This window comes from Sphingopyxis sp. 10G20-10 (assembly GCF_057365075.1).
Genome location: NZ_CP195117.1, coordinates 429,103 through 453,374, shown reverse-complemented (window position 1 = coordinate 453,374; position 24,272 = coordinate 429,103). Strand labels below are relative to the sequence as shown.

The window sequence follows — 24,272 nt, the reverse complement described above, 5'->3', positions numbered from 1 at the left end:
GAGAGCGAAGGGCTAAGGCAAGCATGGCGCTTGACGCCGCTGCCCCGGGCAACGCATCGCTGTCGGCTATGACCCGCGCCATCACCGCCTTTTTCCTCGCGCTCGGCGATTTGCCGCGCCCGCATGTGCTGCGCCTGCTGGCACAAAGCCTCGCGCTTACCTTGCTGGTGATGGGAGTTGCAGGGGGTGTGCTCTTCTATTCCGCACGCTGGGCATTGGCCCAATGGCCCGGGCTTCAGCCGATCGAGAGCAATGCTGCTGGCGCGCTCGTCGCGATTGCCTTGGTTGCACTTGCATGGCTGGCGTTTCGCGGAGTGGCGATTGCGGTCATCGGCCTGTTTGCCGACGCCATTGTCGCCGAGGTCGAGACGCGCCACTATTCCGACATGGCGGCGCGGGCCGTGGACGTCGGCTGGCAACAAAATATCCGCCTCGGCCTCGCGTCCATCGCGCGGTTGATCGCGGGAAATTTGCTCGCTTTGCCTTTCTATATCCTGCTGCTTGTTACCGGAATCGGGACGCCTTTGTTCGCGCTGGCGGTCAACGCCATATTGCTGGGCCGTGATCTGGAGGCGATGATTCTGGCGCGCCATCCCGCTGCGCCGCGTCTTGGCCGCGCAGCACGATGGGCGCTCGGCACACTGTCCGCCGCAGCTTTTCTGGTTCCCGTCGCCAATTTATTGGCACCGATGCTCGGCGCGGCTATGGCCGTGCACATGATCCATTTGCGCGAGGCCGGTGCCACCGGCAAAATCTCCCGATAAATCAACCTTGAAGTGCGAGCAGCCATGATCCGTCCAACCCGCCTGATGACGATATTACTATTGGGCGCCAGCCTGGCCGGATGCGCCGCCGCCGGGGCGCCTCCACCGCGAACGCCCACGGTAAAGCTGCCCCCCGCCACACGCCCCAGCGGCGTCGATGACAGCACGCTAACCGGCCGCTCTGCCGAAGCGGTCAGCCGCCTCTTTGGCCCTGCGCGCCTTGACGTCAGCGACGGTCCGGGGCGCAAACTGCAATTTGTCGGCGCGGCCTGCGTTCTCGATGTCTATTTCTATGCCAGACGCAAAGGATCCGACGCGGTCGCCACCCACGCCGATGCCCGCACCCCCGATGGCCGCACAGCCGAGGTCGAAAGCTGCATCAACGCGCTACGACGCTAATTGATCGAGCGCCCATTGCGCCGCGTCGGCGACCATCGCGATTTCGTCCTCGACCAAGGTTGAAAGCAAGGGCACCAGCCCCGCATCGCCGCTATTCCCTGCCGCAATCGCGGCATTGCGCACCATCCGCCCCCGCCCGATGCGTTTGATCGGCGAACCGGCAAAGACACGGCGAAAATCGGCATCGTCGAGCGCCAATAAATCGGCGAGCGCGGGCGCAACCAGCTCTGCGCGTGGCAGGAAAGCGCGATGCGCGGCAGCGCTTTGGGCAAATTTGTTCCACGGGCACACGGCGAGGCAATCGTCACAGCCATAGATGCGGTTGCCGATGGGTTTGCGAAATTCCTCCGGAATCGGGCCGTCATGCTCGATGGTCAAATAAGAGATACAGCGCCGCGCATCGACCCGATAGGGCGCAGGAAAGGCATCGGTCGGGCATGCGGTCTGACACGCCGAACAGCTGCCGCACCGGTCACGTCCCGCCTGCGAGGGAGTCAGGTCGAGCGTCGTATATATGGCACCAAGAAACAGCCAGCTGCCATGATCGCGGCTCACCAGATTGCTATGCTTGCCCTGCCAGCCCAACCCGGCGGCCTCGGCCAGCGGCTTTTCCATCACCGGCGCGGTATCGACGAACACCTTGAGCTGGGTGTCGGGAACTTCGGCAATCAACCAGCGCGCCAGCGCCTTCAGCGCCTTTTTCACGACGTCATGATAATCGGCACCCTGTGCATAAACCGAAATCCGCCCGCGATCGCGTTCTTCGGCGAGCGCAAGAGGGTCATGGGACGGCGCATAGCTCATCCCCAATGCGATGACCGACCGGACTTCGGGCCACAGCCCTGCCGGCGAGGCCCGTTGTTCGGCGCGCCCTTCCATCCAGATCATGCCGCCATGACAGCCCTCGGCCAACCATTGATGTAGCCGCGCTCCCGCCTGTGGTGCGGCATCGGCGACGGCAATTCCGCAGGCCGCAAAACCCAGTTCCACCGCCGCATCGCGCAGCCTTTCTTCCAACACTGGCAAGCTTTCTGAAACCATTGGCCGTTAATTCTCCGCTTGTTTCGCGCGCCATTTCTTCGCATGGCTAGCCGATGGTAATGGACACAGGAACAGCAGCTTGACCGAATATTGCGTCGAGGCAAGCGGCCTCTCCAAATATTTTGACAGCTATAAAGCGGTCGATGATGTGTCGCTTACGGTACCGGTGGGCAGCATTTGCGGCGTACTCGGCCCCAATGGCGCGGGCAAGACCACCAGCATCCGTATGATGCTGGGTGTCATCGATCCCGACGAGGGCGAAAGCCGTTTGTTCGGCGATCAACTGCCGCGGGCCGTGCGGCATCGCATCGGTTATCTGCCCGAAGAGCGCGGCCTTTATCCCGGCATGAAAGCGCGGGAAGCGATTGCCTTCATGGGCGCGCTGCGCGGGCTCGATTGGGCCGAGGGACGCCACCGCGCCGCCACCTTCATGGGCGAACTCGGGCTTGATCGCGTCGTGGACGAAAAAATCCGTAAATTGTCCAAGGGCATGGCCCAGATGGTTCAGCTCATCGGATCCATCGTCCACGCCCCCGACCTGATCGTCCTCGACGAACCCTTTTCGGGACTTGATCCGGTCAATCAGGAACGACTGGAAATGCTGGTGCGTCGCGAACAGACGCGCGGCGCGACCATATTATTTTCAACCCATGTCATGGCCCATGCCGAACGATTGTGCGACCGGCTGGCGATCATCGCGGGTGCCAAGCGACGCTTTGAAGGCACAGTGGAGGATGCGCGCGCCCTGCTTCCCATGCAGGTGCGTTATACACCACGCCACAGCGACGATAGCGCCGCCGTCGCAGCCATCCTGCCCGCCGATGCCCAGCGAGTGGGCGAAGGCTGGCAATTTGCCATTGACGACAAGGGGGTCGAATCTTTGCTCGGCAAGATCACTGCCAGCGGCCTCGGGGTCGCGGGGCTGTCGATTGCGCGCCCTGCCTTGCACGACGCCTTTGTCCATATCGTGCGTCAGGTCGATGCCGGATATGACGCAAGCGCCGACCTTTCCGATGCGGAGGCGCTGGCATGACCCCTTTTCTTCGCAGTATGTTCGTTGTCGCGCGCCGCGATTTTCTGTCGATTGTCGCGACGCCGACCTTTTTCATCTTCCTGCTCGCGCCGCTGTTCATGCTTGCCATGGCACTGGCGGGCGGGCTCGGTGCCTCGCAGCTTGCCGACAGCGCGCGGGGCGCCGGACGCATTGTCGCAGTGGCCAACCCGGTCGATGCCAAAGCCTTACACGCCGCCGATACGCGTTTGCGTCAGGCGCTTGCCGGATCGAGCCGTCCGGCCACGCTGGAAATTCGCATCTTGGGCAGCAAGGACAGCGACCCGAAAGCCATCGCCAAGGAAAAGGGCAATGACACCTATGCGGTGATGAGCGGACCGCTTGCCTCCCCGCGCATCATCGAGCGCAATCGCGACGGCTCATCGGGGCGCTATCTGGTTTTGCTCGCGACCGAAGCGCTGCGCACGCGCGAAAGCGCCACCCCCCTCCCCGTCGTCAAACCGCAGTTCGAATCGCAGGCGGGGAATGGCCCCAGCGTCGCCGCCCGCCAATCGATCGGCTTTGGTGCGGTTTTCGTTATTTTTCTGCTGACCTTGCTGCTCGCCGGTCAAACCGTCAGTTCGCTGGCCGAGGAAAAGGGGAACAAGGTCATCGAGATCCTCGCCGCCGCCGTTCCACTCGAAAGCGTGTTCCTCGGCAAATTGCTCGGTATGCTCGGCGTCGCGACGTTGTTCATCCTGTTTTGGGCGATCATGGCTGTGGCGGGAGGCGCCATCTTTGCCCTGCAGGCCGACCCCGCCACTTTGGCCGCGAACAGTGCCCAAGCGCAGCAGATGATGAGTGGTCCGCTGGCTACACTTCCCGCCCCGGCAACCGGATGGCCCTTTTTCATCATCATCAGCTTCCTTTATTTTATCATGTCATTTCTGTTGCTTGGCGCTGTATTCCTTGGCGTGGGTGCGCAGGCAGGGACGGTGCGCGAAATCCAGATGCTCAGCCTGCCGATCACCATCTTTCAGGTCGGGGTGTTCAGCCTTTCGTCGGCTGCGGCCAGTGCGCCGGGGTCAACGCTGGCCATGATCGCGCAGATTTTTCCCTTCTCGTCGCCGCTGGCCATGGCTGCGCGCGCGGCAAGCGACCCATCGCACGCCGTTCACCTGATCGCCCTTGGTTGGCAGGCGCTGTGGGTCGGGCTGGTCCTTGCGCTATCGGTGCGGCTGTTCCGGTCTGGCGTGCTAAGCGGCCAGAGCAGCTGGAAATTCTGGCGGCGTCGCGACCGTCTGTCGAAATAAGCGCCGGGTTGGTCCTGGCTTCATTGACAAAGTTGTTAATAGTGGCATTCTGCAACGGAAATCCATCGTCTGTCGATCAGACGGGGAACGCTGTTGTGGAAGGACGCTCCTATGGCCACCCAGATCCGGGTCGAACCCGAAACTATCAACCCGCTCGATGTGTCGCGCGCCGAAATGTGGGCGGAGGATCGCTGGCAGGAACCAATGGCGAAATTGCGCGCCGAACACCCCATTTACTACTGTCCCGAATCCAAATTCGGTCCTTATTGGTCGGTGACAACCTATAAGCCGATCCAGCATGTCGAAGCGCTACCCAAGATTTTCTCTTCCTCATGGGAATTGGGCGGCATCACCGTCGCCGGTGACGGGGTCGAACATTTGCGCGAGGGAGAGATCCCGATGCCGATGTTCATCGCCATGGATCCGCCGCAGCACAGCGCCCAACGCCGCACCGTCGCCCCCGCTTTCGGCCCCGCCGAGACCGAGCGGCTGCGCGCCGACACGCTCAAGCGCACCAGCGATGCCCTCGACAAACTACCGGTCGGAGAGCCGTTCGACTGGGTGCAGAAATTGTCGATTGATCTCACGACCCAGATGCTCGCCATCCTGTTCGATTTTCCGTGGGAAGACCGCCATAAACTGACCCATTGGTCCGATGTTCTGGGCGATATTGAAAATGCCGACACGCTCGAACAGCGTCAGGCGCGCCTCGCCACCGCCTTTGAAATGGGGGCGGCTTTCAAAGAGTTATGGGACAGCAAGGCCAAGAAGCCGGGCGAGCATGACCTGATTTCGGTCATGCTGCAATCGGACGCGATGCGCCATATGAGCGAGCATGAATTCATGGGCAATCTGGTGCTGCTGATCGTCGGCGGTAACGATACGACCCGCAATTCCATGTCATCCTATGCCTATGGGCTGAGCCAGTTTCCCGACGAGCGGCGCAAGCTGGAAGAGAATCACGACCATGATCTGGCGGTCAATGCGATGCACGAAATCCTGCGTTGGCAAACGCCGCTCGCGCATATGCGCCGCACCGCGACCGAGGACACAGAGCTGTTCGGGCACCAGATCAAAAAACATGACAAGCTCGCGCTTTGGTATGCCTCGGCGAACCGCGATGAGAGCGTCTTTCCCGATGGTGACAAGATCATCGTCGACCGCGAGAACGCCCGCCGTCACCTCGCCTTTGGCTATGGCATCCACCGCTGCGTTGGGGCGCGGGTGGCCGAGCTACAGCTTACCGCGCTCATATCGGAAATGCAGCGCCGTCGCCTGCGCGTCAATGTCATCGCCGAGCCCGAACGCGTCCCCGCCAGCTTTGTGCATGGCTATAAAAAAATGATGGTCGAGCTGGAACGCTATTAACGCCGCCGGTTATCCACATGTAACCTTTCGGCCCGTTCTTGCGTATAATGACTATGATAAACCGTCGATTCCTGTTCGCCGGTGCCGCAATTGGCGGTGCCATGCTTGTCGCCCCGATGCTGTTCGCCGCCCCGCGACCCAAGGCTGCACCCGGCTGGCGGCTCACCGACGCACAATGGAAATCGCGTCTGACGGCACCCCAATATGCCGTTTTGCGCGAAGCTGCGACCGAGCGCCCGTTCAGCAACGCATTGAATGACGAACATCGCGCCGGCACCTTCTTGTGCGCCGCCTGCAAACTGCCGCTGTATAGCAGCAAGACCAAGTATGAGAGCGGGACCGGCTGGCCGAGTTTCTGGGCACCGCTCAAGGGCGGCATTGCCACCAGCACCGACTATGCCATCGGCGTCCCGCGCACCGAAGTGCATTGCAGCCGCTGTGGCGGGCATCTGGGCCATGTTTTCAACGATGGACCAAAGCCGACAGGCAAGCGCTATTGCATGAACGGCACCGCCCTGACCTTCCGCCCCGCCTAATTTCCGGGCGGAGCGATGCGATAGAGACGCGCCGCTGACCCGGCGGGTAATACGACCGGTTTCAACCACACAGGCGCCTGACCGGCACGCAGCATCGCCGCCAGGCTGTGCGGTCGTGTCTTGGCGATATTGCCAATTTCGGGCTGCTCCGGACAAATAAGCAGCCAATGCGCTTTGGTCGAACGCACGATGGTTTCGGCCGCCTCTGGCTTCGCGGCAAAGCTGCTGATCACACGATTCATCGCCGCATGATTGCGATGATGACCCGTCGCGACGACCGCATGGGGTGTATAGGCGAGCACCATCGGGCCAATGTCGATCGCCGACAGCACCAGCCCCGGCGGTTGCCCCGCCAAACCCTTCAGATCCACGCGCGTCGGACAGGCCGACAGCAGGTGCCCGCTCTTCTTGACCGGCTCTGTCAGCACCGCTGCCGCCGCCATGGAAAGTCCGCCCAAAACCGGCGGAACAACCAACAACACTGCCAGCGACCCGGCAATGCGCGCCAGTGCCGACACCTGCGCCCTGGCATGACGCCATAACGCCCATCCGGTCACGGCCAGTGCGGGCAGCGTGTAGATATGGGTGACAGCGGTGGTGCGCGCGACCAGCATCGACAGCATCACACTGCCCAGCAAAATCAACAACATATCGCCCCAACGCGCGCGCAGCGGCCCGGCAGGCAGTTTCCACCACCACCGCAGCGCCAGCAATAACCCGACCAGCGATGGCACCAACAACAGCGCGATCTGCACGGGCTGCTGGCGAAACACCGGCTGACCTTCGAACACATTGACGTACCAATATTGGCGCACCAGCGGCTCCAGCGCCCCGAACGGTCCCGCGAGGCAGGTTGGCCCCTGCCAGACAAACACCGCCGCACCCACCGCACCCGCAAACGCCAGCGTGCCAAGACGCAGGCGCCAGTCGTCGCGATCGCGCAGCAAGGCGCCGCCCGCCAGCAAAACCGAGGCGGCAACAAAGGTCGCGAACAAATAGGGCGCCGACCAGGCATCGCACCAGTCACCGCGCACCCCTGCCACCCCGCGCGTCGCCAACAAAAGCAAAGGCGCAAAAAGCGCCAGTCCTGCGACATAGGCAAAAAGCCGCGGCGCGGCAGTACGGTCGCGTAACCAGGCGAGCGCAAAAACGCCGCCGAAAATAAAGACATAGGGCAGCGCCTCAAGCGACACAGCCAGATGCAGGCTCATCACCAGCCCGCCGAGCAACCCATTGCGGCGATTGGGGTGCCCAAGCGCTATGGCCAACATCGCCGTCGACAGAATCGCCTGCCAATTATGGTGATCGATGCGTAGCGGCACGAAATAATGGAGAAAGGAAACGCCTGTGGCGGCCAGAAACAGGCCAATGGGCACAATGCGCGCGTCGTCGCTCAGGCGGCGCAATACCAGCGCAATCATCGCAAATAACGGCATCAGCAACAGCGGCGGATAGAGCGCAATCGCCCATTGCTCCGCCAGAACCGGCTCCAGAAAGAGGCGCAGCATCAGGATCAGACCGGCAATTTGCGCATCAATCAGCCGCGACCAGTGCATCAGCCCGCCAGTGGGCGGATTGATACGGTGCTGGCTGACGTCAAACCAGTTTTGTCCGGCCAGCAAATCGCGCACCTGCACCAGACGAAGCGCATCGTCGCCATCGCGAAACGCCATGGTGTGAATCGCCGCCCATGACTGGGCGACCATCACCGCCATCACCGCAAGCGCGAGGCCGAGCGCCCATAACAGGTCGCCGCACCACGCTCGCGGGGCCGACGAGAAAGCGGGCGTGCGCGTCATCGCCGCTCAGCGCGCCGCGAAAACAATGGTTTTGCGCAGCACATAAGTCGTTTGAAAGCTTAGGATAATCGCCACAAGCTTGGCGATACGGGCGTCAAAGCCCCAGGCATCGCCAATCGCCACAATTGCGACTGTCAGCCCCAATCCGGCGAGCGCCGATCCCAGAAACAGCGCCTTTTGGCGGGTCCGGTCAGACCCGGCAGTTTTTGCCGCATCGACAAAGACGAGACGCGTGGAAATCAGCCAGTGAACAGCGATTCCGGCCGAATAGCTGATCGCCGATGCCAGTGCCGCGCCCCATCCGGTGGAGAGCAGCGCGAGGAAAAGCCCCATATCGGCGGCCAGCGCCGCACCACTTGCACCGACATAGCGCAAATAGACGATCTGGTGCAGCCGCGCGACACCACGCCGCCAAAGCGTGCCCCCCGTCATCTCAGGCGGCTTTGCCAACACGGCTCGGTACGTCACGCACCGATGCCAGCGCCGCTTGCTCACCCTCGGTGCCGCTTTCATGATATTCGGCGTCCTCGTTGACGCCCCATATGTTGTAAACCCGCGTCCCGGCGACAATATTGCGCACGGTCAGCATCGCGGTCATCATCGCATGATCCTGATTATTATAGCGGTGCATCCCGTTGCGCCCGACCATGTGCAGCGTCGGATGCCTGGCCTCCAGCTCAGCGCGCATGGTTTCGACATGCAGGGCATAGTCATCGTCATAGACCGGATAGGCCTTTTCCTGCCGCACCACCGCGCCGCCGACGACATCGTCAGGGCTACACAGCCCCAAAATCGCCATTTCCTTGGTCGCCAGCGCGATCAGATCGTCATCGCTTGACGACCAAAGCCCGTCGCCTTCAAAACAGAAATATTCAAGGCCGACACAGGCGATCGCCGGATCCGGCACCATTTCGGGCGACCAGCTGCGGAAATTCTGCACGCGCCCGACCTGCACCTTGTCATCATGGATATAAATCCAATTATCGGGGAACAGATCCTCCGACCGGATTTTGAGCGCGACGGTCAGAAAGTCGCGATATTTCAATTGCGGGGCCGCATGCAACGCACAGTCGGGCAGCGGATGGACACGTGCCGCCAGCTCGCGCATCGGCGCCGAACTGATGACATGCTCCGCATCGATGACCATGGCTTTGCCGTCGGCATCGGTCGCCGTAACCCGCCAGCGTCCGGTTTTTTGGTCCTGCGTCAATTGCTTGAGCGCATGGCCCATCACAACATGGTTGCCGCCAGCGACGACCTTGTCGCGCGCCGCATCCCACATCATCCCCGGCCCCAGCCGCGGGTAACGAAAGGTTTCGAGTAGGGTTTTGTTCTCCATGCCATCATTGGGGCGCTTGTTCAGCCCCAGGCTGCGCTTCAGCCCGTCGATCACGGCGGCGCCCAGACTCAAACCCTTGATGCGCTGTGCCGCCCAGTCGGCCGACATTTCATCGCACGGCATCCCCCACACTTTTTCGGTGTAGGTCTTGAAAAATATGGAATAAAGTTTCCGTCCGAACTGATTGATCGTCCAGTCTTCAAAACTACGAACATTGCGGTTGGGCAGCATTTTCGACTTGGCATAGCTGATCATGCACAGCGTCGAACGAAATATGCCGAGGTTCCACAGGGCTTCAAAGGCACGCAGCGGATAGCTGTAAAATTTGCCCTCATAATAGATGCGGCTCATCCGTGGGCGCTGGATGAAGTCATCGGGCAAAATTTCGTTCCACAGGGCGACGACCTCTTCGCTTTTCGAAAAAAAGCGATGGCCGCCAATGTCAAAGCGAAAGCCCTCATGTTCGACCGTACGGCTTATCCCGCCAACATAGGTCGGATCCTTCTCGATCACCGTCACCGAATAGCCCTCTTTGGTCAAAAGATAGGCGGCGGTCAGGCCGGCGGGGCCGGCTCCAACGATGGCCACATCGGCACTGGTTGCTGATTTCGCCATAAAATATGTCCCTCTTGGCCGCACCTGTCACGGCTTCTCCTCCGCTTTCGGACATCATGGTTAAAGGCTGGTTAAAACGGGCTATCGTCGGGCATTTTCCGTCAGCGCCATCCGCCTTTATCAACCGTCACCCCGGACTTGATGCGGGGTCCATGGCCTAGGGGTGCGGCGTCAGGCCATGGATGCTGAAACAAGTTCAGCATGACGAGAGGGCGGGGATGGCGGCGACTTCAAACCCGATCCCAGACACCGCAACACCCAAATAGCTATGGCAGACCGCTCGCCATCGCGTCGTCCGGCGGGCCGCGCGCGCTGACGCCGTCTTCGGGGACCGCAGCTGTGCTTGCCAATCCGCGCGCGATGGGTTTGAGCGCCAGTGTTCCCAGCTTGACCCGCGCCTTTGCCTTGCCCGGCTGCGCCACCGTCGTAAAGCCGGGGTCGAGGCGTAATATCGCCGCCGAATCTTTGCCGATACGCACCGTGTATCGGCCATAAGCCACGCTTTCGAATAGGAAATATCCGTCAAACTCGGTCAATGTGGTGGCGCGGACGCGGCCTTCGGCATCGACCAGTTCCAGCGTCAATCCTTCGATCGGATTGCCACCATCGCGGATCATCACCCCGTCAATTTCGCCCGCCGCCACCATCGGCAACGCGACATGGATCGCCACACCGGGACGCGGCGTGACAACAACACCGGGCAAAGCGGGCTGAACATAAGGGTCGGGCAGGCTGCCCGCGTCGATTCCGATCATCACCGGACGGAACGGCTCCAGCCCGTCAACCATCGCCTGCCCCTGTGCGTCAGTGGCCGCCTCGACAAAGGCATTTCCGGCGGTCAACGGCACATCGGGCATCGCTTCTTCGTTCGGCTGACGAATCCCGTCGCCATTGTCGTCCATCCACACCTCGACGGTCACCTGGCCGCGACTGGCAAGCTTCTCGCTCGACACGCGCCAACCGCCAGCCGGTTTGGGGCCAAGGCTGAACGCAAGCGAAAGCGAGCCCGCGACCGACCCGTCGCTGGCCACTTCGCCATAGGCGCTAAGCTGGAATCGTTTGAATCGCTTGCTATGCCCCAGCCCGACGCGAAAACGGTCGAGTCCGCGGTCATAACCCAGCTCGGAACGCCATTCGCTGTCGCCCTTGCCGGCCCATTCGCCGATCACTGTCATCCGCGTGTCGGCATTTTGTCCCGACAGCGAAAAGCGCGCCTCGCCGCGCAGGCGAACGCGTCCAATGCGGGCGTTGGCAAGCAGCGATGCGGTGAGATTGGCGGGCGGATCGGGGCCAAAGGGTGTTTTGGTACGCGTCCAGTCGAGCTGACCGGTAAAAGTCATGGCGCGAAAACTCGCCGACGCACGCGCCGACGCTTCCAAACTGGAAATGCCCGACTGGCGGTCGATCTGCCGCACATCAAAATGAAGCGGCAGCACGGTGCGGCCCAATTTGACCGACTGATCGAGCGAAATTGAATATAGGCCGTTCACATTATTGACAAATCTATCCGACACAAAACCGTTCCAGCCGCGCATCGCATCGGCGCGGATATAGGTTTCGCCAAAGGCGGCGAGCCAGTTGGCACGCACGGCCATGCCACCGTCGCTGGCATAGGCGCCCGCAACCTCAAGCAATGTGGGGCCGATCGAACGGCGTAGCGCGGCTTCGCCATAAGTGCGCCGGATATTCTCGATCACCAGACTATGCGCATAGACGGCGACTGATGTGCGCGTATCGAGTCCGCGCTCGATCCCCGCGCTCCCGCGCCAGCCCCGCCGATACGCAGCCCGCCCGCCACTGAGGTTGAGAAGATCGGCATTTTCCTGTGCAACACCGGCCCAATACCAGGTCTGCTGCGGTGGGATCGAGTCCATCCCGACCTGCATCTGTTTGATTTCACGTCTGATCTGGCCTTGCGGGCCATAGAGCACGATCTCGAACCGGTTCGAGCCATATTGCAGCGGAATATCCAGAAATTCATAGCGTCCGGCGGCATCGGGGCTGGTAAAGGCCAGCAACTGCCCGTTGCGATAGAGTTCGGCATCCCAGCCTGCCGGAAGGTCGCCGCGAAAGTCTGTCTTGTCGAAACTATCCGGGCGTTCAACGGGTCGGTTGGTCAGGACGGCGCCGCGTCCGGGGGCGGACTGCGAGACCAGCCCCGTCGATAGCAGGCTGACATCGCCCAGCGCATAATGGGTGGCATGCAGGGGGCCGAGCAAATTGCCGCCGGGATCGGTGCGATAGGCGCGGATCCGCAGGCTGTCGGGTACCCCCTTGTCGTCGGATGACAGTCGGGCATCGAAACTGTGGTTGAACAGCTCGCCAGCGGCAAATATCTCATATCGCGCCTGAAAATTGGCCCCGCCGCGCTTGTCGGAGACGGCAGCGGTCGAAGCAACGACGTCCACCGACGGCGTCTGCCATGTCTGATAGGGCCGCGTCGCCTGCGGCAGGCTGGCGAGGTCGAACTGAACCTTCGGGCGCAGGCCCGCGGCGCGCGCGCGGCGTTCGGCGGCGAGCTGAAACGGCAGCTTTTCCTTTGATTCAATTCGCAAAACCGCGTTGGACAGGTCGGGAACGATGGGCAGGGTCAGCCATTCGGACAATGTGGCAACCTGCACGCACCAGCCTTCGGGCGTATCGCGGATGGTGGTGGGCGCGATGGCGAAACTGCGGCTGCCGATGCGCGCTTCGCCTTTATCGCGGTCAATCAGGACGCTGCGACGCTCATCGAACACCCAGCCCGTTGCGCGGCGCAACTTTTTGTCGACGCGCACCGCCAGATCGAGCGCGAGCACGACATCGCCGAGGTCCACGCACACACCCTGCGGTGTCTGATACCCGCGCACCCCGTCGCCGAGCCGATATTGCCCCGATCGCAGGTCGAACAGCCAGCTATCGTCGACATTGGCCTTCCAACCGGCTTTTGCCACGGTCGCCATCGGGGCCGGGGCAGTCGGCGCGGAAACGCTTTCAGCGCCAGCCGGGGCGGACCCGACCAGCGCCAGACCGGCCAACAGGGCCAGCCGCCATCGACAGAGGGACGCGCGCATCGCGGCGGCCTCTTTTGTCGCCCCGCCCGCGCGTCAGTTCACCACCCGATCAGCGGCATCAATCGTGCCTCCGCCAAATTCGCGGTCCTCGGTATAGCGGATATGGACCGGCCCTTTGAGCGTCGCCGCCAGCTCTGGCGGCACCCGCAAAGATACCTTACGGTCTGTAACTTCAGGATAAACCGCGATCCCACGCGCCAGCAACAGCGGCTCGGCTACGCCCGGCCGCGTCACTTCGATATCGCCATAGACCGACCGGGTGCCGGTACGCGTCAGGTCAAAGTTAAAGGCGGGCTCGCCTTTCTCATCACTCACCCAGGCTTTGCCGATATGCGCCTCGGCCCCCAGATCGCCAACGCGGATAATCACCGGAATCGTGATGCCATAGATTGGCGTCAGCGAGATCGCGACACCGCTCGTCTGTCCGGCGGCGCGGGCGGTAGCCGGAACGGCATCAGGTACGGCGCGGAACAGCATATGGGCGCGATATTCGCCCGGCGCAGTGCCATCGGGCACGCGCACCCCGATGCGGATGACCTGCGGCTGATTGGGCGGCAGGACGACGCGGCGCGGGCTAAAGCGGATCATGTCGAGCGCCGCCTTTTCTTCCGGATTTGCGGCCTCTTCGGCCACGTCATCAAGCCCGCCAGCGGCGGTCATGCGTTTGATTTCGAGCGAGATGCGATAGGTCGCGGGCTCAGACCCGATATTGTTGAGCACCACTTCGGTGCCGCGCGATCCGTCGAGTACGACCCGCGTCGGCGCGACGAGCAGATCGCCAGCCGCGTGCGCCGGAGCATTAGCAGTGGCCAGCGCAGCGCACAGGAATAGCGGTAAGGCTTTGAAAAGTCGGTACATGGATACGATCCCCACAATCGTTGGTGCAGGGCGACGGACGCCGCCCCATTGGTCGCATCCCTGTTGCGCTTATATGGTTGATAATCTGCTAACCATGTTCGCGATCTTAACCTTTTCGCCACGCTTTTTGGACGCGCACGAAAAAAGGGTCGCCAAAGCCAAAGCTCCGGCGACCCCTTTCATCCGGCAGGCAGGTCGCAGCCTGCCGACCCCTGACAGGGCTTATTGGTAGTTGGCAGTCACGTTAAACGTGCCCGAATAATCGCCAGCTTCCTGGTTCGCGCCCACGCTCAGCGTGCCACCAACCTGAAAGCTACCGCCGACAGTGCCCGGGCCATTGGTCAACGTCACCGACGAAGCCGAATAGCTCAGCGCCGCACTCATCGTGCTGCTCGCTGGTCCATTAAGCGTGACGCTGCTGGCGCCGCCAACCAGAACCACGGCATTATTGGTGCCCTGGATGTCGAAATTGGCAGCAGTGGTCGTTCCGGTGCAGGTCAGACCCGAACCGCACGTGGCCGCGCCAGCGTTCGATACGACAACCGTCGACGCGGTGGTGCCGCTGATGATCGTTGCGAACTGCAGGTCACTGGTATTGGTCAGCGTGATCTGGCGAAGGATCTTCGCCTTGGCCGTACCCGTCGCCGAAGCAGCCTGTGCCGCCGGAGCAATCGCCAGAGCGGCGACAACGGCGCCAACCAAGGCGCCCTTCATTCCAAATTTGCGCATATTATTGGTCCCTCAAAAAACATTAAGCGAATGGAAATCCCACCCCATTCGCCATCGCTTTTAAGGGACCAGTGGTTCAGCTTTTGCGTGCAACCATAGTTAACAGCGGGTTAGGACTTAACTCTTCAACAGACAATATATGCTTTTATTTTCAATAACTTACCCTGCTATTGAGATAAGAAAATCCGCGCCCAACTTAACGCCCGCGACCCACAATGACACAAATTTAACCACCGACCCGACCCGAATCAATCAGTCGTTAAGCACGGTTTTCAGATCGCTTCGCCGCTCAATCGCTGACAAATCATATCAAGCTGGTCGAGCGACGCAAATTTCAACGCCAGCGCCCCGCGCCCGCCCCCGGCATAGGTGATGGCAACGCCAATCCCCAACAGCTCGGACAAATGCCGTTCCACGGCTACTATGTCAGGATCGCGCGATACTCCGGCCGATGCGCGATGCTCCGCCCGCTCGGGCCGCTTGTCCGCTCGCACCAGCGCTTCGACCGCGCGCACAGAAAGCCCGTCCCTAACGACCCGCTGCGCCAGCGCCTCGACATCATCGGCACCAATCAACGCGCGCGCATGGCCCATCGACAGCCTGCCATCGACAACCATCGCCTGTACGCCATCGGGCAGGTCGAGCAGCCGCAGCAAATTGGCGATATGGCTGCGCGACTTGCCGACCAGCTTCGCCATCGCGTCCTGGCTGTGTCCATAGTCGTCGATCAGCCGCCGATAGGCGCCCGCTTCTTCAATCGCATTCAGGTCCTGCCGCTGAATATTCTCGACCAGCGCAATTTCATAAGTCGCAGCATCGTCCAGATCGCGCAGCAGCGCCGGAATCTGATGCAGCCCTGCCCGCTGCGCCGCACGCCAACGGCGTTCGCCCGCAACCAGTTGAAATCCCTGACCATCGGGCGCGCGCCGGACAATAATCGGTTGCAACACACCGCGTGTGCCAATCGAGGTCGCCAGCTCGGTAATCGTCGCCTCGTCAAAATGACGCCGCGGCTGACCCGGTAAGGGATGGATGGAACCGATGTCGACATGCTGGATATGGTCACCCGTCGTCGTCGCACCGCCGCCCTGCCCCGCAACCGGCGCTTCGACTGCCGCGTCACCAAATAAGGCATTGAGTCCGCGCCCTAGTCCCGATGGTCGCTTGCGCGCCGGTGCCTGCGCCTCTGGCGTTGCATGGCTACTGTCAATTATATCTTTTTTTTCCGTCATTTAGGCCGCTTTCCGAATGCCCGGCAGGCGGTCGATCATCTCGCGCGCCAGCGCGATATAGGCCAGAGACCCGGGGCAGCGATGGTCATAAATCAGCGCCGGCAAGCCATGGCTCGGCGCTTCCGACAGGCGCACATTGCGCGGAATGACGGTCGAAAAAACTACCGGCCCCAGACATTCGCGCACATCATCGGACACTTGGTCGGTCAGTCGGTTGCGGCGATCGAACATGGTCAGCGCCACCCCCAGAATCGACAGCTGCGGATTAAACTTCCCGCGTACCCGTTCGACCGTGGTGAGCAGCTGGCTCAACCCCTCGAGCGCAAAAAACTCGCATTGCAACGGCACCACCAAAGATTCGGCCGCAATCAAGGCATTGAGCGTCAACATCCCCAGCGACGGAGGGCAATCGATCAGGCAAATATCCCACTGTCCCGCTTCGGCCGTTCCCAACGCATTTTGCAGCCGATGCAGACGATCAGAAAATTCGACCAATTCAATCTCGGCTCCCGACAGGTCCACTGTCGCCGGAACAATGTCGAGGCGCGGAATCGCGGTCGGTATCGCACATTCGGCCAGTGTGGCATCCCCGCGCAGCAGCTCGTAACTGGAGAGCGTCCGCACTGCATGGCCAATCCCCAGCCCGGTCGAAGCATTGCCTTGCGGATCAAGGTCGATGATCAACGTCCGCCAGCCCGTCGCGGCCAAAGCCGTCGCCAAATTAATCGCAGTTGTGGTTTTTCCGACCCCGCCTTTTTGGTTCGCCACGGCTATGCGGATCATTTTTTCCCTCGTTTCTGCCCCGGAACCACACCCTGACCGACCAAAATCGCGCTATCGGGGTCAGTGACGCTCTGTTCCACGTGAAACAATGTCTGCCACGAAGCCGGCAGCAACGCCAGTTCCTTAACCGCATTTTGTCCTTTTGGCAGCAACCAGCGCGTTGATTTGGTGGAAAAGCGCGCCGAGAGGCTGATCAGCTTGTCGAGAGGTGCAAAAGCGCGCGCGCTGATCGTCGCCATCGGATGGGTTGGCAGCGCTTCCAGTCGCGATTCCACCACACGCACGCGCGACCCCAGCGCCAACGCCGCGACCACCTCATTCAAAAAGCCACAACGCCGCTTGCGCGATTCCACCAACCAGATGGGCCGCTCCGACAAGATCGCAACGACCAGCCCCGGAAGCCCCGGACCGCTACCGAGGTCGAGCCAGAGACCCTCCCCATCGCGCTTGTCAATGCTTAGCAGTTGCGCGCTGTCGACAATATGACGAACCCAGAAATGCGGAACGGTCGAGGCAGAGATCAGATTTTGTTGGCTATTCTCGGCCACCAACGAGGCTGCAAACAGCTCGAGTCGCGCCCACATTTCTGCCGTTGGGTCGAATTGCGTGGCCAACCAGTCGCGCGCCTCCGCTTCTCCGTCCAGCTTTGGCAGGATATCATCGCTCATGCGGCGCGACGGCGGCTATGGACAAGGATTGCGGTTAGCGCGGCAGGGGTAACCCCGTCGATCCGCGCCGCCTGCCCCAATGTTTCAGGCCGTGCTTTGGTCAGTCGCTCGACCATTTCGCGCGACAACCCGCCAATTGCAGCAAAATCCAACGCCGGATCGAGCGCAATCGCCTCATTGGCCGCCAAAGCGCGCAACTCTGCCTCTTGCCGCGCGACATAGGGCGCATAATGGGCATCCTCGACAATTTCGTTCAAAATGGTCGGGGCCACATCGGCAAGCTCGGGCGCCAATATTGTCAGATGTGACAGCGCTACGCCGGGTAGCCGCAGCAAATCAATCCGCGTCCGCGCCACACCATCGCCCGGGAGTGCCACGTCCAGCCGCACATAATCGGCGGTGGTGACAGAAGCCGCCAAGCTGGCCTCGGCTTTCCCGCGCGCGCTTTGCCGTTCAGCAAAAAGTTGCGCCGTCGCTGCCGTCACCAGTCCCAGATCGATCCCCAGCGGCGTCAGCCGCGTCGCAGCATTGTCGGCGCGCAGACGCAGGCGGTATTCGGCGCGCGCGGTGAGCATACGATAAGGCTCGCTCACCCCCTGCAGTACCAGGTCATCGACCATGACTCCAATATAGCTTTGCGCGCGATCGAGGATCAGCGATGCCTTATTCTGTACCGCCAGTGCCGCATTGGCACCCGCGACCAACCCTTGCGCCGCCGCCTCTTCATATCCCGTCGTGCCATTGATTTGCCCCGCGCACCAAAGCCCGGAAATCGCGCGCAATTGCAACGTCCTGTCGAGCGCACGCGGGTCGATATGGTCATATTCGACCGCATAACCCGGCACGACCATTTCGACCGTTTCCAGCCCCTCCATCGTTCGCAACATGGCGAGCTGGACGTCGGCGGGGAGCGAGGTCGATATCCCGTTGGGATAGACGAGATGCGTATCGAGCCCCTCGGGCTCCAGAAACACTTGATGCCCGTCACGGTCGGCAAAGCGGTGGATCTTATCTTCTATGGACGGGCAATAGCGCGGGCCTGCCGCTCCAATCGCGCCGGTAAACAGCGGCGAGCGGTGGAGGTTATCGGCAATGATCTGATGCGATGCGGCGTTGGTGCGGGTGATCGCGCAAAAAATCTGCGGCACGGTGCGCGCTTGATTCCATAGCGAACAGGTCCAGCTTCCGCCGTCCGAAGGCTGCTCCTCCAGCCGCGCCCAATCAATCGTCCGTCCATCGAGCCGCGGCGGCGTTCCCGTCTTAAGCCGCGCCATCGGCAAGTCCGCCGCGCGAAGTTGCGCCGCAAGCCGACTCGCGCCAGCTTCGCCAATACGCCCGCCCTCAAAGCGCTCCTCGCCGCGAAACAGGCGTCCGCCGAGGAACGTACCCGTCGCGAGCACCACCGCGTCTGCCGCAAGGCGGCGTCCATCGCCAAGTTCCAGCCCGGTAACACGCAATCCGTCATCCGAAAGCCTTAGCGCCGCCGCTTCCCCCGCGATGGTGACAATGCCCGATTCGTCCGCAAGAAAGTCCTGAACGGCTTGGCGATACAGCGCGCGGTCGGCCTGGATGCGCGGTCCCTGCACCGCCGCGCCCTTGCTGCTGTTGAGCATCCGATAATGGATGGCCGCGCGGTCAGCGGCGCGCGCCATCCAGCCATCGAGAGCATCGACCTCGCGCATCAAATGGCCCTTGCCCAGCCCGCCAATCGCGGGGTTGCACGACATGACGCCAATCTTATCGGGCTCGAAACTGACCAGCGCCACCCGCGCGCCCAGCCGTGCCGCAGCGGCGGCGGCCTCGGTCCCGGCATGCCCACCGCCGACGACGATGACATCAAAAGTTGCGCTGCTGTCCATGATAAGAGCGGCCTTTAGGGGATTGGCACAAAGGCGTCAAAGCCTGTCGCTGTTTCACGTGGAACATCACTTCCCGATGCAGAACCGCCCGAACAAAGTGTCGAGCATGTCCTCAACCCCCGCACGCCCGGTAATGCGGTCAAGCGCGACAGTCGCGAGCCGCAGACGCTCGGCGAGCAGGATCAGATCGTCGGCCTCACGCGATGCGGGGTCGACCACCAGCCAGGCCATCGCCTCGGACAAAGCGGCGCGTTGGCGCTGGCGCAGCGCCGCTTCGCCTTCGCGCGGCAACAGCGCGCGCGCCTGCGCAACGATTGCCGTGTGCAGCCGGTCCATCCCCTCGCCCGTCGCCGCCGACACTATCAAGTCACACTGTGCCGCCTGCGCTTCGGCTTCGGCATCGCCGCGCCATCGGTCAACCTGCGCCGCGATGCGCAGGCAATGCGGATGATCGGGAGCGGTATCGGGCGCGCCCAGCCACAGCAAAATATCCGCGCGGGAAACGGCCTCCTGCGCGCGGTCTATACCAATCGCCTCGATCGCATCGGCACCTTCGGCGCGCAATCCGGCGGTATCCGAAAAGCGCATCGCTATCCCGTCGAGCGCCAACGGGGTTTCAATGACATCGCGTGTCGTTCCTGCAATCGGCGACACAATCGCCAGTTCGCGTTGCGCCAAAGCATTGATTAATGTTGATTTTCCGGCGTTTGGTGGCCCTGCGATAACCACCGAAAGCCCCTCGCTGATCGCCTCCGCTGCCGGCCTCGCCAGCCAGCCATCAAGGTCGCGCGCCAAAATGGCCATCCCTGCAACCATTCGCTGCGCGACCGCGTCTCCAACTTCGACATCATCCTCGTCGGCAAAGTTCAGCTCGGCCTCGGCCCCCGCCGACAGCGCCAAAATCTCTGCCTGCCAACGGTCCACCGCGCGCGATACATGCCCACTCGCCATCCCGAGTGCCTGCACCCGCTGGCTCTCGGTCTCGGCGGCAAGCAAGTCGGCCAATCCCTCGGCTTCGGCGAGGTCGATGCGGCCATTGGCAAAGGCTCGGCGGGTAAACTCCCCTGCCTCGGCGCGGCGCAATCCCGGCATTGCCGCCAGCACCGCGTCGACCACCGCCACCACGGCGCGGCCGCCATGCAAATGCAGCTCGGCCAGGTCTTCGCCGGTCGCCGTCGCCGGACCGGGAAACCATAAGATCAGTGCGCGGTCGAGAGGTGCCCCATCGGCGGGTCGGGTCAGTGTTGCCAATGTGGCGCGGCGCGGCTGCGGAACTTTATCGCAAAGCGCCTCTATAGCATTGCAAGCGTCAGAGCCGCTGATCCGCACGACGGCAATCGCCGCCGGCGGCATCCCGCTCGACAGCGCAAAAATAGTATCATTTGCGCTGTCGGGGCTCAGCTTTTGCGTCCTCGCGTGGGTTTATCGTCGCTGCTCTCACTGGGCTTGCGCGCGTTGCCCATCATCCCGCCGCCAAATTGACCGAGCAAGGACTGGATCAAACCCATCCCCGCCTCGCCCATCGGAGCCCAGCTTTTGACCATGCCCTCGACCAGATCCGGGGTGATGCCCTTTGCCATCAACTCTTTGACCCGCGACAGATAAATGTCATGCAGCGGCTCCAGATCGGGCAACCCGAACAATCGCCGCGCCTCCTCTGGTGTGCAATCGACCTCTATATTGAATTTCACAATGCTTCTCCCGTCGCTTGCTGCTTGAGCATAACCCCTTGCTGCTGCTAGCTTCGCGCTTTCCATCCCCTTTGGCAAGCTTCAGGAGCCCTCCCATGTCCGCAACCTCCGCGACCAACACAACCATTTCCGCGCTTGCCGACGAGGGCCAGATCCCCGCCTATGTCGCGCGACCCGATGGCCCGGCGACAAAAGCGATTATCGTCATTCCCGAAATCTTTGGCGTCAACGCAGGGATTCGCGCCAAATGCGACGATTGGGCGGCCAAGGGCTATCTGGCGATGGCCCCCGATATTTTCTGGCGCTTCGCCCCCGGGGTCGAACTCAACCCCGATGTCGAGGCCGAACTCAACGAAGCCTTTGGTTATTTTCAGCAATATGACGCCGACAAGGGCGTCAAGGATATCGAAGCCGCGATCCGCTGGCTCCACCATGGGGGCGCAGCCAAGGTTGGGTGCGTCGGATTCTGCTTGGGAGGACGGCTCGCCTATATGGCGGCGGCGCGAACCGATATTCACGCATCGGTCGGCTATTATGGCGTGATGATTGATCAGATGCTGGGCGAAAGCCATGCCATCGCGCACCCGTTGATGCTTCATATCCCCACGGCGGATCATTTTGTCGGCCCCGAGGCGCAGACCAAGATGCACGAGGGACTCGACCCCCATCCCAAAGTCACGCTCCACGATTATGCCGGGCTCGATCATGGTTTTGCAGCGGCCAGTGGCGACCGCCGCGATGAGGCCGGGGCAAGCCTAGCCGACGCGCGCACCGAGGCTTTTTTTGCCGAGCATTTGGCATGACCGCCGCGAAAGGCATTGCCGTCTGGCACGACTATATGGCGAAGGGCGGCGATCCGCAGACGCTGCGGGCGATGCTCGCCGAAGATGCTGTCTTTCACTCGCCCGTCGTCCACACACCGCAAGTCGGCCGCGACAAGGTGTTCGCCTATCTCCACGCGGCGAGCCATGTGCTCGGCGGGGATAGTTTTGCCTATGTTCGTGAGATTGTCGACGAATCCGAAGCAATGCTGGAGTTCACCTGCACCGTCGATGATATTCACATCAATGGCGTCGATATCATCCGCTGGAATGACGACGGATTAATCAGCGATTTCAAAGTGATGGTTCGTCCGCTCAAAGCGATCAACAAGCTTTGGGAACAGATGGCGGCGATGCTGAAAGCGCAGGCTCAATAACAACAAGGATTTGGCTATGACACGGTTTCTGGCCCCGATATTGTTGCTGCTGGCTGTGCTCGGCGGCGCGCTCTGGTGGCCCGCCCGCTGGACCCTAATCATCAGCGTTCCGCTGCTCCTCATCGCGCTATATGACCTAGTCCAGACGCACCATTCGCTCCGCCGCAACTATCCGCTTATCGCGCGGATCCGCTGGATGTTCGAAGCGTTGCGACCCTTTCTGCACAGCTATATCGTCGAAAGCCCGCTCGATGGCCGACCCTATGACCGCAACGAGCGCAGCCTGATCTATGCCCGCGCCAAGCGCAACCTCGACGTCCATCCTTTTGGTACCGAACTCGATGTCTATTCCGAAGAATATGAATGGATGGGCCACAGCATGGCCCCCTCGGTAAAACCCGACCGCACCCAGCGCGTCCATGTCGGCAGCAGCCAGTGCAAAACCCCCTATGATGCCGCTTTGCTCAACATTTCGTCGATGAGCTTTGGCGCGCTAGGGGCCAAGGCGATCGAGGCGCTCAACCTCGGCGCCGCAAAGGGCGGCTTTTATCACGACACCGGCGAAGGTGGCCTCAGCCGATATCATCGGTCTCACGGGGGCGATCTGGTGTGGGAATTGGGCAGCGGATATTTCGGATGTCGCGACAGTCAGGGCCGTTTCGACCCCGAACATTTCCGCGATACTGCGCAAAGCGATCAGGTGCGAATGATCGAGATCAAATTGAGTCAGGGCGCCAAACCGGGCCATGGCGGGGTATTGCCGGGCAGCAAGGTCACCAAAGAAATTGCGGCGGCGCGCCATGTGCCCGAAGGACAGGATTGCGTATCCCCTGCGGTGCATACGGCCTTTTCTACCCCACTCGAACTGCTTGATTGGGCCGCGAAATTACGTGATTTATCAGGGGGTAAGCCGGTCGGAATCAAATTCTGCGTCGGCCAGCCGCACGAGGTTTATGCGGTGATGAAGGCGATGCTCGAAAGCGGCATTCGGCTCGATTATATTGTTGTCGACGGGGGCGAAGGCGGCACGGGTGCGGCACCGGTCGAATTTTCAAACCGCATCGGTATGCCGCTGCGCGAAGGGCTGATATTGGTGCGCAACGCTCTAGTCGGATGCGGGCTGAAGGACGAAATCAAGCTCGCCGCTTCAGGCAAGGTCCATTCGGGCGCCGGCCTCGCGAACAACGCTGCGCTTGGTGCCGATTGGTCGAATGCGGCACGCGCCTTCATGTTCTCGCTGGGCTGCGTCCAGTCGCTGCAATGCCATACCGACAAATGCCCGACCGGCGTTGCGACCCAGAACGCAAACCGCCAGCGTGGGCTGGTGGTCGAGGATAAGGCCGCCCGCGTCGAGAATTTTCAGGCGGCCACCGTCTCCGCGCTATGGGACATCACTTGCGCGATGGGCCTGAAGACGCCGTGGGACATCAAACCGCACCATCTGTCCGAACGGATAAATGCAACGCGGTCGGACTCAATCGACCGCATCTATAAATTCTATGATCGCAATATCTTAATCGACGATCCGGAATCGACAAGCGCCGGGCGTCATTGGGCGATGGCCCGCGCCGACAGTTTTCGGGCGGCCTATTGAAACGACAGATAGCGTCAGGCTTAGATCAATTTAAGTTCAGCCAGCTCGCGATAAAGATGCGGCGGCAGGTCGCCCTGCCCGCTCTCGTTCTCGACTCCGCCCGGTGCATCGGCATCCGACAGATATCGCCATCCCTGATGCGCCCGCTTGGGAGTCGGCGGCAATATCTCCACCTCGGCGGCGCAGACGATATCGATCCGTCCGTCTTTGCGGTCTTCAAAACGCAAAATCTGTTGCCGTGCGACAATGCGATGTTTGATGATCCAGTGGATCGAGCCGCCAACCAGCTCATCCATACGTTTGGGCCGCATCCGCGTCGGCACCCGCAGCACGCCATCGTGCACCCGCTTGTCCACCCGCCGTGCAAAGGTTTCGACATGCGCGCACCCGACGGCGACCTTGGTGAGATGAAGTGGGGGCATAGACATAGAAGATGGGCCGA

General features: G+C 61.6%; 23 protein-coding genes. 9 read left to right on the top strand and 14 right to left on the bottom strand.

Features of this window, described 5'->3' with window-relative positions:
- Positions 1 to 23: 23 nt before the first annotated feature.
- Entirely contained in the window at positions 24 to 764 is a 741-nt protein-coding gene (locus ACR3XE_RS02220; RefSeq protein ID WP_473699208.1) for an EI24 domain-containing protein, read from the top strand.
- Positions 765 to 788: 24 nt separating this feature from the next.
- A complete protein-coding gene (locus ACR3XE_RS02215; RefSeq protein ID WP_473699209.1) occupies positions 789 to 1,163 on the top strand; it encodes a hypothetical protein in 375 nt (124 codons plus the stop codon).
- Here ACR3XE_RS02215 and queG read toward each other — a convergent pair.
- Positions 1,152 to 2,204, bottom strand: a complete 1,053-nt coding sequence (gene queG, locus ACR3XE_RS02210) for a tRNA epoxyqueuosine(34) reductase QueG (protein WP_473699210.1) — start codon at positions 2,202 to 2,204, stop codon at positions 1,152 to 1,154. The genes ACR3XE_RS02215 and queG overlap by 12 nt on opposite strands.
- A gap of 79 nt (positions 2,205 to 2,283) precedes the next feature.
- Between queG and ACR3XE_RS02205 the strand changes: the two genes are divergently transcribed.
- The 4 genes from ACR3XE_RS02205 to msrB all read left to right on the top strand — a co-directional run bounded on the left by ACR3XE_RS02205 (position 2,284) and on the right by msrB (position 6,412).
- A complete protein-coding gene (locus ACR3XE_RS02205) occupies positions 2,284 to 3,237 on the top strand; it encodes an ABC transporter ATP-binding protein (protein ID WP_473699211.1) in 954 nt (317 codons plus the stop codon).
- Positions 3,234 to 4,508: an ABC transporter permease gene (locus ACR3XE_RS02200; RefSeq protein ID WP_486185883.1), complete on the top strand. Its 1,275-nt coding sequence runs from the start codon at positions 3,234 to 3,236 to the stop codon at positions 4,506 to 4,508. Before ACR3XE_RS02205 ends, ACR3XE_RS02200 begins: the two co-directional genes overlap by 4 nt.
- Positions 4,509 to 4,619: 111 nt before the next feature.
- Complete coding sequence (locus ACR3XE_RS02195) at positions 4,620 to 5,876, top strand: cytochrome P450 (protein ID WP_473699214.1); 1,257 nt, start codon at positions 4,620 to 4,622, stop codon at positions 5,874 to 5,876.
- A 53-nt stretch (positions 5,877 to 5,929) separates the two neighbouring features.
- Entirely contained in the window at positions 5,930 to 6,412 is a 483-nt protein-coding gene (msrB, locus tag ACR3XE_RS02190) for a peptide-methionine (R)-S-oxide reductase MsrB (protein ID WP_473699215.1), read from the top strand.
- On the opposite strand, the gene ACR3XE_RS02185 is transcribed toward msrB, so the two are convergent.
- From ACR3XE_RS02185 to ACR3XE_RS02130, 12 genes are all read right to left on the bottom strand, one after another.
- On the bottom strand, positions 6,409 to 8,211 hold the full coding sequence (locus ACR3XE_RS02185) for a hypothetical protein (RefSeq protein ID WP_473699216.1): 1,803 nt from the start codon (positions 8,209 to 8,211) through the stop codon (positions 6,409 to 6,411). The genes msrB and ACR3XE_RS02185 overlap by 4 nt on opposite strands.
- Before the next feature lie 6 nt (positions 8,212 to 8,217).
- Positions 8,218 to 8,643 (bottom strand): GtrA family protein, encoded by a 426-nt coding sequence (locus ACR3XE_RS02180; protein ID WP_473699217.1) that lies wholly within the window; start codon positions 8,641 to 8,643, stop codon positions 8,218 to 8,220.
- A gap of 1 nt (position 8,644) precedes the next feature.
- Positions 8,645 to 10,165: an NAD(P)/FAD-dependent oxidoreductase gene (locus ACR3XE_RS02175; RefSeq protein WP_486185882.1), complete on the bottom strand. Its 1,521-nt coding sequence runs from the start codon at positions 10,163 to 10,165 to the stop codon at positions 8,645 to 8,647.
- 266 nt (positions 10,166 to 10,431) lie between these two features.
- On the bottom strand, positions 10,432 to 13,218 hold the full coding sequence (locus ACR3XE_RS02170) for an MSCRAMM family protein (RefSeq protein ID WP_473699218.1): 2,787 nt from the start codon (positions 13,216 to 13,218) through the stop codon (positions 10,432 to 10,434).
- Between the two features lie 33 nt (positions 13,219 to 13,251).
- Entirely contained in the window at positions 13,252 to 14,076 is an 825-nt protein-coding gene (locus ACR3XE_RS02165) for a fimbrial biogenesis chaperone (protein ID WP_473699219.1), read from the bottom strand.
- A gap of 222 nt (positions 14,077 to 14,298) precedes the next feature.
- On the bottom strand, positions 14,299 to 14,805 hold the full coding sequence (locus ACR3XE_RS02160) for a DUF4402 domain-containing protein (protein WP_473699220.1): 507 nt from the start codon (positions 14,803 to 14,805) through the stop codon (positions 14,299 to 14,301).
- Between the two features lie 272 nt (positions 14,806 to 15,077).
- The gene (locus ACR3XE_RS02155; RefSeq protein WP_486185881.1) at positions 15,078 to 16,037 is read right to left on the bottom strand and encodes a ParB/RepB/Spo0J family partition protein; all 960 of its coding nucleotides are present in this window, start codon (positions 16,035 to 16,037) and stop codon (positions 15,078 to 15,080) included.
- On the bottom strand, positions 16,038 to 16,820 hold the full coding sequence (locus tag ACR3XE_RS02150; RefSeq protein WP_473699221.1) for a ParA family protein: 783 nt from the start codon (positions 16,818 to 16,820) through the stop codon (positions 16,038 to 16,040).
- A complete protein-coding gene (rsmG, locus tag ACR3XE_RS02145) occupies positions 16,817 to 17,488 on the bottom strand; it encodes a 16S rRNA (guanine(527)-N(7))-methyltransferase RsmG (RefSeq protein WP_473699222.1) in 672 nt (223 codons plus the stop codon). The genes ACR3XE_RS02150 and rsmG overlap by 4 nt, the downstream gene beginning before the upstream one ends.
- Positions 17,485 to 19,347 (bottom strand): tRNA uridine-5-carboxymethylaminomethyl(34) synthesis enzyme MnmG, encoded by a 1,863-nt coding sequence (gene mnmG, locus ACR3XE_RS02140; RefSeq protein ID WP_473699223.1) that lies wholly within the window; start codon positions 19,345 to 19,347, stop codon positions 17,485 to 17,487. Before mnmG ends, rsmG begins: the two co-directional genes overlap by 4 nt.
- 66 nt (positions 19,348 to 19,413) lie before the next feature.
- The gene (mnmE, locus tag ACR3XE_RS02135) at positions 19,414 to 20,721 is read right to left on the bottom strand and encodes a tRNA uridine-5-carboxymethylaminomethyl(34) synthesis GTPase MnmE (RefSeq protein WP_486186040.1); all 1,308 of its coding nucleotides are present in this window, start codon (positions 20,719 to 20,721) and stop codon (positions 19,414 to 19,416) included.
- 23 nt (positions 20,722 to 20,744) lie between these two features.
- The gene (locus ACR3XE_RS02130) at positions 20,745 to 21,038 is read right to left on the bottom strand and encodes a DUF6489 family protein (protein ID WP_473699225.1); all 294 of its coding nucleotides are present in this window, start codon (positions 21,036 to 21,038) and stop codon (positions 20,745 to 20,747) included.
- A 95-nt stretch (positions 21,039 to 21,133) separates the two neighbouring features.
- Between ACR3XE_RS02130 and ACR3XE_RS02125 the strand changes: the two genes are divergently transcribed.
- The 3 genes from ACR3XE_RS02125 to ACR3XE_RS02115 are packed head-to-tail and all read left to right on the top strand — an operon-like array spanning position 21,134 to position 23,830.
- The gene (locus tag ACR3XE_RS02125; protein ID WP_486185880.1) at positions 21,134 to 21,841 is read left to right on the top strand and encodes a dienelactone hydrolase family protein; all 708 of its coding nucleotides are present in this window, start codon (positions 21,134 to 21,136) and stop codon (positions 21,839 to 21,841) included.
- Positions 21,838 to 22,236 (top strand): nuclear transport factor 2 family protein, encoded by a 399-nt coding sequence (locus ACR3XE_RS02120; protein WP_473699226.1) that lies wholly within the window; start codon positions 21,838 to 21,840, stop codon positions 22,234 to 22,236. Before ACR3XE_RS02125 ends, ACR3XE_RS02120 begins: the two co-directional genes overlap by 4 nt.
- 16 nt (positions 22,237 to 22,252) lie before the next feature.
- Complete coding sequence (locus tag ACR3XE_RS02115; RefSeq protein WP_473699227.1) at positions 22,253 to 23,830, top strand: FMN-binding glutamate synthase family protein; 1,578 nt, start codon at positions 22,253 to 22,255, stop codon at positions 23,828 to 23,830.
- 20 nt (positions 23,831 to 23,850) lie between these two features.
- Here the strand turns inward: ACR3XE_RS02115 and ACR3XE_RS02110 are convergent, their stop codons facing one another.
- On the bottom strand, positions 23,851 to 24,258 hold the full coding sequence (locus tag ACR3XE_RS02110; protein ID WP_473699228.1) for a DUF1489 family protein: 408 nt from the start codon (positions 24,256 to 24,258) through the stop codon (positions 23,851 to 23,853).
- Between the last annotated feature and the right edge of the window lie 14 nt (positions 24,259 to 24,272).